Origin of the sequence: Ornithinibacillus salinisoli, from assembly GCF_042684965.1 — a bacterium.
Classification (GTDB): Bacteria; Bacillota; Bacilli; order Bacillales; family Amphibacillaceae; genus Ornithinibacillus; species Ornithinibacillus salinisoli.
The window spans coordinates 65,680-75,021 of the sequence record NZ_JBHUMI010000045.1; the positions used below are offsets into that span (position 1 = coordinate 65,680).

10 protein-coding genes and 1 pseudogene are annotated in these 9,342 nt (G+C 30.9%); 4 read left to right on the forward strand and 7 right to left on the reverse strand.

Annotation, left to right across the window (positions count from 1 at the left end; genetic code table 11):
* Nucleotides 1–137: 137 nt before the first annotated feature.
* The 6 genes from ACFSTA_RS20315 to ACFSTA_RS20340 all read right to left on the reverse strand — a co-directional run bounded on the left by ACFSTA_RS20315 (nucleotide 138) and on the right by ACFSTA_RS20340 (nucleotide 5,474).
* Nucleotides 138–2,165 (reverse strand): hypothetical protein, encoded by a 2,028-nt coding sequence (locus tag ACFSTA_RS20315; protein ID WP_377558659.1) that lies wholly within the window; start codon nucleotides 2,163–2,165, stop codon nucleotides 138–140.
* A complete protein-coding gene (locus ACFSTA_RS20320) occupies nucleotides 2,152–2,634 on the reverse strand; it encodes a hypothetical protein (RefSeq protein WP_377558660.1) in 483 nt (160 codons plus the stop codon). Before ACFSTA_RS20320 ends, ACFSTA_RS20315 begins: the two co-directional genes overlap by 14 nt.
* An 8-nt stretch (nucleotides 2,635–2,642) precedes the next feature.
* Complete coding sequence (locus tag ACFSTA_RS20325) at nucleotides 2,643–3,599, reverse strand: hypothetical protein (RefSeq protein ID WP_377558661.1); 957 nt, start codon at nucleotides 3,597–3,599, stop codon at nucleotides 2,643–2,645.
* Nucleotides 3,580–3,804, reverse strand: coding sequence for a hypothetical protein (locus ACFSTA_RS20330; protein ID WP_377558662.1), 225 nt, complete (start codon nucleotides 3,802–3,804; stop codon nucleotides 3,580–3,582). The genes ACFSTA_RS20325 and ACFSTA_RS20330 overlap by 20 nt, the downstream gene beginning before the upstream one ends.
* Nucleotides 3,805–4,073: 269 nt before the next feature.
* The gene (locus ACFSTA_RS20335) at nucleotides 4,074–4,406 is read right to left on the reverse strand and encodes a hypothetical protein (protein WP_377558663.1); all 333 of its coding nucleotides are present in this window, start codon (nucleotides 4,404–4,406) and stop codon (nucleotides 4,074–4,076) included.
* An 81-nt stretch (nucleotides 4,407–4,487) separates the two neighbouring features.
* Nucleotides 4,488–5,474 carry a hypothetical protein gene (locus ACFSTA_RS20340; protein WP_377558664.1) on the reverse strand — a complete coding sequence of 329 codons (987 nt, stop codon included), beginning with the start codon at nucleotides 5,472–5,474 and terminating at the stop codon, nucleotides 4,488–4,490.
* A 283-nt stretch (nucleotides 5,475–5,757) separates the two neighbouring features.
* Here ACFSTA_RS20340 and ACFSTA_RS20345 point away from each other — a divergent pair, with 283 nt between their 5' ends.
* Both ACFSTA_RS20345 and ACFSTA_RS20350 read left to right on the forward strand, forming a co-directional pair.
* Entirely contained in the window at nucleotides 5,758–6,267 is a 510-nt protein-coding gene (locus tag ACFSTA_RS20345) for a hypothetical protein (protein ID WP_377558665.1), read from the forward strand.
* A gap of 905 nt (nucleotides 6,268–7,172) precedes the next feature.
* A complete protein-coding gene (locus tag ACFSTA_RS20350) occupies nucleotides 7,173–7,976 on the forward strand; it encodes a hypothetical protein (protein ID WP_377558666.1) in 804 nt (267 codons plus the stop codon).
* A gap of 159 nt (nucleotides 7,977–8,135) precedes the next feature.
* Here ACFSTA_RS20350 and ACFSTA_RS20355 read toward each other — a convergent pair whose 3' ends face one another.
* Nucleotides 8,136–8,333 carry a helix-turn-helix domain-containing protein gene (locus ACFSTA_RS20355; protein WP_377558667.1) on the reverse strand — a complete coding sequence of 66 codons (198 nt, stop codon included), beginning with the start codon at nucleotides 8,331–8,333 and terminating at the stop codon, nucleotides 8,136–8,138.
* A gap of 227 nt (nucleotides 8,334–8,560) precedes the next feature.
* Between ACFSTA_RS20355 and ACFSTA_RS20360 the strand changes: the two are divergent.
* Both ACFSTA_RS20360 and ACFSTA_RS20365 read left to right on the forward strand, forming a co-directional pair.
* Nucleotides 8,561–8,878 (forward strand): annotated as a pseudogene (locus ACFSTA_RS20360) (DUF771 domain-containing protein).
* A 109-nt stretch (nucleotides 8,879–8,987) separates the two neighbouring features.
* Nucleotides 8,988–9,227, forward strand: a complete 240-nt coding sequence (locus ACFSTA_RS20365) for an Arm DNA-binding domain-containing protein (protein ID WP_377558668.1) — start codon at nucleotides 8,988–8,990, stop codon at nucleotides 9,225–9,227.
* Nucleotides 9,228–9,342 lie beyond the last annotated feature (115 nt).

A 9,342-nucleotide genomic window follows, 5' to 3' on the forward strand; every position in this document is an offset into this window, starting at 1 on the left:
TATTTATCCACAACTTTCACTTATTAACGTGCTAGCTGACGCTCTAAAAGAAAACGACTAGTATAATTGATGCGCCACCCCTATCGAACTTTCAATAGGGGGTTATTCTTTAGACTGGCTACAAAAAGGCTTATCATTTAATCATTATTGTTAAAGGGTCTGAAGGCTTTATTTGGAACTTTAATTAAGTTAAAACTTTTTACTGACAAATCATTTATAGCTTGTCGTGTATCGCTATCCTTCACTGTCATACCTACAACAATTTGATGGTAACCCTGCAATTTAATAATGCTATTAAAAAACTCCTTCATATCATTTATAACAATACTATGTTGAGCGGGCTCATCAAATATTAATACGCCTGGATGATTTCCATCTTTTTCATTCGAGGTTTGTAACAATGCTAATATGAATGCCCATATAGCTCGAACATTGTCACTTGCTGATGAATCAAATTTCATATCAAAACCTTCTATTATTGGAAGATACGTCTCTAAGGAAATCTCTACTTGATTTAAATTAAGAACACTTTTATAACCAAACTTTTCTAAATTTGTAATAAAATGACTTCGTAAAATCTTTAATTTTTGCTCGTCCGATTTAGAAAATTTCTTACTTGGTAATAAAGATTTTTTTGAAAGGTAGCTTTTCCATTCGCTAGATAATTCTTTAAGTTTATTTTTCTGTTTCATTAAGGTTCCTAATAACTTCTCAAGACTACTTATTTCACTGTCTAATTGTATCCGTTTATACATAAGTGATTCAGACATGTTGTCATTAGTTTTATAAAGATCACTACGTAATGTTCTTGCTAAGCTACGTAGTTTAAACAAGCTATTCTCCAAATGAGTAATTTTGTCTTGAAGCTTGTTTTTATTTTGTATGTGACTTTTATGAGCAAACTGAAGCATCTCTTTTTGAGCATTTAAATGTCGAATGTTTTCATCAATACTCATAACTTCTAAATCTGATGTATTAGGAATTAAGGTATCTTGAACTTCCTGATTGCACACAGGACATAAATCTTTTGAAGTAGATAATTTCAATTCTGACCCAAGATCACGAAGGCGTGCTGCATCTTTATTATTTCTAATATCAGAATTAATAATTTCAAGACTTTTTTCTAGTTTTTCAACACTAATATTCTCAGAAAAATACATATCTTTACTTTTAGCAAGTTCTTTCTCTAAGCTATGAATTGCATTATCTGTCTCACTTAATTCTGTTTGTATCTCATCAAAATTGTCAATAATCTTTGGTTTCATCAGTATTAAATCATTATATTGCTCTTTTAGAGATTCTATGTATTCATCTATGTTTGTATTTTTTTTGACTATACTTATGGCTGAAATATCATTTTCCAATAGGATCTTAGGATTTTGTGGAAAACTTTTCACTTCACAAGACTCCCTATTCGCAAGAATTATTAATTCCTGTAAACAAGTCTCCCAATCCTTTTTTATTTTATTTTCTAATGCTTTTAATTCATTTTTCTTCTTCTCATTATCCAAAGTATCAAGATTCAAGATAAACTCTAAAATCCGTTTTTTTGAATCCTTAATTCCTAATATCGGCATACCTGATAATATATCCGCCCATCCATGTTTTTGTTCTACAAACATTCCAGAAAAAATTAATTGTAAATACAATTTCCTAGTAACATCATCCGATGCTGGTACTAGAGGTAGCTCCAAATGTATAAATTTCTCTAAATAATTATGAAATCCTTTACGGTTAACTGCTGAATTTGGCATATGTACATACATATCCTCACTAAATACATTTGGTTTATCAATTTCATATAACGAAGAATGGTACACTGATAATAGTTTATTATCCCTCCCCTCCATTTTAGCCGAACGATAGATAGTGATTACTTCTTCCCCATTTGAAATCTCCAAATAGGCACCTGATTCTAGGACAGATAATACATTTTCTCCATCTTCAATAGAATTTTTATATACAGAGGTAAGTACCTTCTCGCCTTTCCCTCCAATAATCTCTTCAAAACCTAGGCAATAATAGATTGCTGCTATAATTGAACTTTTACCACAGGTGTTATCCGTACTTGCAATGAGGTTTAACCCTTTGCTAAAACTTTCATCAAATCCATATAGCCCCTCATTTGTCTTAATTTCGATTTTTAATCTATTAATTCTCAGCACTGGAATACCTCCAAAATGATGTGAGTGTTTTAATTTTATCTTCTGATAAATTGGTTGACAGAATACTGAGATATTCAATCTCTTTTCCCAACAACTGATTGTCTTTAATTTTTTTGCTGTAAATTTTTCCCCTTTTTAATAATCGAAATAAACCATTCTTTTGTTGAATAAGGAGCTCCTCTGCGAGGGCGTACCTTACAGCATGATTAACAGCTGGATCTAGCCTAACAACGGTATAATTTGATTGCTCACCAAAGGCAAATTCTTTTAGTAATTTCATATCTTCAATTGTACTAAGACCAACTGAAATCATATGTATTTTCAACAATGAAGCCCCACTACGTCCACAGCACATATCTAAGATCAAGCAGATTTGCGCTAGCTTATAACTAATTCTATAACTGTATGGAACTGCATCAGGTTTGGGATTAAATAATATTTCATCTCCAATGAGATTATTTTTATCCACCATTTTTGTCACCTACTTCTAAATTCCATTGAACAATCTGCTAACCATCCACTGATAAGGTCTATTTTTAATTCCATTACTGAAGCAGTATTAAGGTAAGTAAACTGTTGCTCTAATTTACTTTGAAAATCATCTAAAATTTCGTTAAACAACCTGGCATTAATAGAACTGTCTGTGTTCATTTTTGTTTTTAAGGAAACTTGTTTTTTATATGATTGCTCTAAAATATAAATATCTTCATAAACTTCGGCAAATGAAACACGTAATACTCTAAGAATCTCAATACCTTTAATGTATGAATCTATATACGTATCCACGATATCATTATAATCACTATCTGATTCATCAACGCCCCCCATGATAGCCTTAACTTTCCTTTTGATATTACTGACTTTTTCGGAATCACATTTTGACCAATCAGGTGAGGAAGTATGATAGATTGCTAGGTTAAGTTTCATATCAGATAGGGATGTACGAATTATTCTTGATAGTTCAACTTTTAAGTCTTCTGCTTGCTTTATAATTATTACAAATTCATCATCAATATACTCATAATTTTTCGGTTGTTCTTTCTTTATCTCTAATACTTCTTTACGTTTAGTCTCTGCATGTTTTAATATTCTTGAATCTTTATATTGTGGTATTACAAAATGCCATTCTTTTATCCTTGGCACACCCAACTCTTTTAATCGTTCAGCATATTTAAGTGAGATCAGCTTATTTATATCCTTTGTCATCTTATCCCTTAGATGATTGTGTAATTCATCATCAGAATACTCGCGTTCAGGACAATAACACTGATATACCCTGCCTGTCCTTGTAAATCCCTCAATACCTGCGTCTCCATTATGAACTGCTGGTATTTCCGTAAAGTGTTCATCTTGGTATTTATTTCTATAACAAGAGTTACAAAGTTTTTCCCAGGACTCACCATTTAATGGACCGTCAATAAATTCTAGTATCATTTTCTAACCCGCCTAGTAACTTAATAGAGAGAGAACTACTTTCATCAGCAGTTTCACTTAATGCATTAACATCGACCATAAATGAAGTAAATGAACAAACATATCTAACTTCTGCTAATTGAAATGTTGGAATTATTTTTAAAATAACTACCTCTTTATTAATGAAGAATGTCCGATCATTAATTTTATAATCCATATCTCTCATAATAATTATCCCTTTGCTTTGGAACTAATAAAAATTATCAAAAGCTCCAATCTATATTATCACACTTTTAAAAAAATGTATTTTTTTGTATAATTCAATCACATAATAATAAATACCATTCACAATGGTATTTTACCTGACGTTTTACTAACATAAGTAACCTTAAATACATTTTAATATTACATATAGGAATTTGGTATAGGGATATACCTTATCATTTGTTTCAAAGAATAATAGAGTAGATTATTTATTGATTATTTTATTAAACCTTAAGATTTTACAATGTTTGATCTATTATTCATAATTACAAAACTTTCAAGATCCATACCATAATTGTTTTTATGGTCATTAAAGCTGACAGTATGTTTCTTACAGAAGAGTCTACCTTTAGTTTTTACTCCGCAATTATAAATAACACAACCTTTACCTCCATATTTTTTCATTATGTATTCTATTTCCTTTTTAGATTCAGCAACAAAGATAGGAACGCTATTTTTGTATTCATCTGCTTCAAATATGAATTGATGATAATGTTCTATACAAAGATCCTCAGCATGGGCTCTACTAAAGCAGTCATTAAATATACAAATTATTCTGCTCATTCCTCCCCCCTTGTAAACTAATAATAGTACACTTTTAACACCATAGGTTATTTTAGCAAAAGTATATAAACGCATAATTTACTATTTCTTCTTACGCTCAATCCTTCTTTGCTTTCTATTTTTTGGAAATTCAATTGCTTCAATCATTCTTCTACCCTCATCAAAAAAATCCTGTGAAAATAACTTGGTGTACTTAGCTCTAGCTTCCCAAAAATTTCTTCCATGAATTGAATGTTTTATAAGTCTTTCCGAAAATTCTAATCCTTGTTTTCCACTTATTGCACCATAACCAGTTGTACAATTAAATGCTTCTGAGACTCTACGTAGTTCATATAAGTCGTGTTCAGGAACTAATTTCTCAAAAGTAAACAGTCTAGTTATTTTTTCTTCAAATCTGATTTTTTCTTCATCATACCCATCTTTCCAAAGAACTAATAGAAAAGCTGCACTAGAAAATCTGAATATATAGATGTTCTCAATTAGTTCAGAGCTAATAGTCTTCTCTCTATTTCTTTCCTTATTATACAAACCATAAGTCACACCAAGTGGCAAAAGTTTTGGATTTTTAATTATAGATAATGATAACTTTCCATGTACCTCTTCCGGGACTGGTAGCATATTAATATGCAAACCTGCAAATAGTGAGAAATTCCCTTTAAAACTCCCCTCTCCTTCTAATATGTAATTAATGTTATCTGTGAACCAGTTAGAGTCTGATTTTTCAACACGGTCATAATTGTAAGCTATCTTAAGTAGCCACCTCGATAACAGATGAAAATTGAATTCAAATTGGAATTCATTATTGTAATTTTGACCTATACCTAATGAACACATAAAGTGATTTCCTATTAATCTATTTCCATAGTTATCCAACTCACTTAAAGTTTCGTTATTACATACATTACAGACATCACCTATAGTAAGACCAGAATTGTCTTTAAAAGCTCTTTCTTTCATAAATGTAATGTCTTCTTCTGGAAATAATCTGATTAGCCCATTTGGGATAATATGTTCTTTAGTTTTTATTAATCTACCTTCTATTGTATTGTTACAATAAGCACATTCCATTAGTACTTCTCTCCCTTCTTTTTACAATTCCCCCAACAACATCCACGTCTATATTACCATAATTAACCATAATATTTTAGACTTCTTTTTTGGAAAAACTCAATTGAAAACTTAGAACAGAGTTACTAATATTAAGGAGTGCTACGTGGTGGCAATTCAAAAAAAGTACCTTTAAGGGATCTACCCCCGGGCAAGTTTTATATTTTATCAGAATATAAGATAATACATTCTATGCTATACTTGGAAGAGTTATATAAAGAACTATATATGGGAGCTGTTTTATGTGGAAAGTTCTGAACTCATTAAAAAACTGAAACCCTATAATAATAACACATTGGATAAAGAACCTTTCGAATCATACAAATTAAGAGTTGCTCACCTACTACCCAATTTTCCAGTAGAGGTATTAGAGCAATGGATCTACAGGCATTATTCGGATATAAATGACTATTCCTTTCTTGGATTGGAAAATATGGCGTTTACTGAAATTATTATGAAAAAAGATGATATTTACAACAATATTAAGTCTTACGATGATAAAATAATTGATTCTCTAGGATATCAAATCTACGAGAGGAGCAATAAAACATGGCTTCAGAAAAAAATGATTAGTCAATTCACATGGCCTGTGCCAATTATAGTTTACAAGAATTATGATAATCCAGATATGGGGAAACCTTACCATTTAATAGAGGGACACTTGAGGCTAAACTACTTCAGAGCCATGTACAGAAGAGAAAAAAACATTCTTTTGGATAATCACAGAGTTTGGGAGTTTGAATTATTCGATTAAGTAAAATCACTTTTAATATCGGGGGCTACATAATGAATTACATGCCTAAAATCCAAGCTACTACCAAATTAATAGCTGACAGAGTCACAGTTTCTAAAACAACCTTAGAGGATATTATGAACAAAATAGAAAACCACGATGGTATAAGGCTACCTGAAATAATTAAAATCGAAGGAAATAATAATTTTAAATCCACTTAACCTAGAACAAAAAAGATCAGGTGTTTACTTTAAAAACTGAATGATTTGGAAAGGAAGCAAATAATTGATTTTATCAATGGGTTTTTTAGATAATGATTAAAATTTCCATACTTTATAGTTCCTTTCCTATTAAATTCACATTTTCCCATAAAATTTCCGAGTTTCTAGATAAACGAATATGCTATGTTAGCAAAAATAGTACGGAGGGGAATAGAGTGCATTATGTAGAATTGTTAGATGAATTTTATCTATCATTGTTATGTACCTCTAGATAGTAAGATTAAATCCGAAATAAAAGACTCCTAGACAAAACTATAGCAAGAAGAAAAAGAATTAAATATTAGACTAAATAATTTACACACAAAAGGTTGGTACAGATGTATGAATACCCTAACCATTTTATTTTGCTGTGAACAATACCACTCGATACTTGTATAAAAATTATAAAATCAGTTTGGCCGATATAATTCAGTCCTTTCAACGCTAGAAAGCATTTCTTTTACTTTGAATTGGTTACTTTTGACTTCATCCTGCCCAATAATAATTAGGTTTCGAATTTCCTATAGTTATCACCTTAACTGAAGTCAAACTAGTTGTTATTGTTGAATTTACTGAAAACATTTAAGATGAAATTAAAACTTTTGTAAGTTTATTACTAAAGTTAAAAGATTGATATAAAATAAAATACTAGAGGGGGATACGAAAATGCTAAAATATGATAATAATAATCCAGAAACCATTTACTCAGCAGTTTGCTTCGTGGATATTTTAGGTTTTTCACAATTGGTTCAAGATTCTTTTAATGCAGGAACTGGGAATGACCTTCTCAAACGTCTTCATAAAACACTTACGGATGGAATTAATTCATTAAGACCGCGTGAGGAGTATGTGGGTGTATTAAAAACATTTACTGACAACATAGTAATTGGTCATCCAATTTATGAAGATGGTGAGAGCCAATTAGGTGGGATATTTTTAGATTTTGCAGCTTATCAATTGTCCATGGCACTTGAAGGATTCTTCGTAAGGGGAGCTGTTAGCATAGGAGAATATTATGCTGATAATGAATTCGCTTTTGGCCCCGCTCTATTGGAAGCACATCAGCTAGAGAGTGAAGAGGCAATTACTCCCAGAATTATTCTAAGTAATGAAACTAGAAACATGGTTCATGAGCATATCAATTATTATGCTGATCCCAAATGGGCACCTCAATCAAGAGATTTACTTAAGGACAATGTTGACGGAAATTATTTTATTAACTATTTAGAAACAGTTATGGGTGAAAAAGAACCCCAGGATTATCAATTCGCATACACCCTTTTACAAAATCATAAAGCAATCATTGAAGAAAATTTAGCACGTTTTCAACATAACCCAAGGGTTTTTCCCAAGTATGAATGGGCTGCACAGTATCACAATTTCTTTAGTGATTTGAATTTTAATAATACACATAACAGTCAACTACAAATTTTAAATGTAGCTAATGGAGATTTTTCTTTAATTGTATAAAATTTTATGACCGTTTTCTGTAGATATCGGTCATTTTTCACTAAATTTAAAAATATTCTTATTAAATTAATCTGCTCTGTTAATGTAAGTATATTGAACAACTGAACCCACTTACAATGAGGGTATCATATTCCCCCTTCATTACTATTCACCTTCGAATCATCTGACAAAAGATGATTTTGGTACCAGAACCCTGTTGTTAATCCTTAGTACCTTAAATTTATTAGAATTAACTAAAGCATATGCTTGTCTCCTACCAATACCTAAGATAACTTGAATTTCCTTCACACTTAGTATAATCGGTAAATCATCATAACTCTTGTACATAATAATTTTTACCCCTGACAATATCATCATTAACCGTTTTTCTGTCAATTATAAGTAGTTTTACACACATCATTATGCACTCTGTTGTATCCTCTTGTGTCCTTTTGTTTCCTCTAATTTCCTTTTGTTTGAAACATGATTATTTTTTCTAATCGTATTCATACTTAATGGAAAAAGACATGTTGGAGTATCAAGTACTTATACAGTATGAAACATGTCTTTAAATTTTATTAAGTTACCTTAAGGAGGCATGTACCGTGCAACAGTTAAATGTGAATCTGTCTATCCCTATTCCACCTGATACAGTAATAATTTCAAAGATTGAGTTTGAAGAATTAAATCAAGATCAACTGGTGGGCGTTTATTAGTCAATGAAAGATTTAGAAAGTAGGATAAACCGAAAAAGCGAATGGATTAAAGAAAATATACTTTATCCAACAGAGTTTAGAGAGATACTGGATGCCGATAATGGTGGGTTTGTTTTTTATCCAAAAACAATGGGACAAACATGGTCGTTTCATGCAAATAATATGGCAAAATTTCTGGACGAAAATTTTCATCGCATTTTCTCTTAATAAGTAGTCTATCAAACAAGTATACAAATCCTATAAAAGTAGTTATGATAAAGGGGACCTAACGCTCTGATCACCCTTATCTAATTATTGATAGAGGTGATAAACAACAATGGCAAGTATTATAAAAAGAGGAAGCACTTACCAATACCATATTAGTCGTATGGTAAATGGAAAACAAAAACCAATAAGAAAGGGTGGCTTCCGTACAAAAAAAGAAGCACAAATTGCAGCAGCAGAAATAGAAATGCAAATTGCAAAAGGAACGAATCCAGTAGTTAATAATGTCGCTTTTAATGAATACTTTAAGAACTGGATTGAACTATATAAAGCTCCTCAATATAAATGCTAGTTTATAAATGTACATAAATGATCATTTAAGAATGTACAACTCTGATCGATAAATGCATACTGAATTTGGGGTGAGGAGAATGCATTTATCGATTAATTTAACAACGGACTTTAAA

Excerpts from the sequence above, each read along its gene's own strand:
- ACFSTA_RS20355 (WP_377558667.1), bottom strand. The coding sequence starts at position 8,333 with ATGATGATATTGTCAGGGGTAAAAATTATTATGTACAAGAGTTATGAT.
- ACFSTA_RS20330 (WP_377558662.1), bottom strand. The coding sequence starts at position 3,804 with ATGAGAGATATGGATTATAAAATTAATGATCGGACATTCTTCATTAAT.
- ACFSTA_RS20340 (WP_377558664.1), bottom strand. The coding sequence starts at position 5,474 with ATGGAATGTGCTTATTGTAACAATACAATAGAAGGTAGATTAATAAAA.
- ACFSTA_RS20350 (WP_377558666.1), top strand. The coding sequence starts at position 7,173 with ATGCTAAAATATGATAATAATAATCCAGAAACCATTTACTCAGCAGTT.
- ACFSTA_RS20365 (WP_377558668.1), top strand. The coding sequence starts at position 8,988 with ATGGCAAGTATTATAAAAAGAGGAAGCACTTACCAATACCATATTAGT.
- ACFSTA_RS20335 (WP_377558663.1), bottom strand. The coding sequence starts at position 4,406 with ATGAGCAGAATAATTTGTATATTTAATGACTGCTTTAGTAGAGCCCAT.
- ACFSTA_RS20325 (WP_377558661.1), bottom strand. The coding sequence starts at position 3,599 with ATGATACTAGAATTTATTGACGGTCCATTAAATGGTGAGTCCTGGGAA.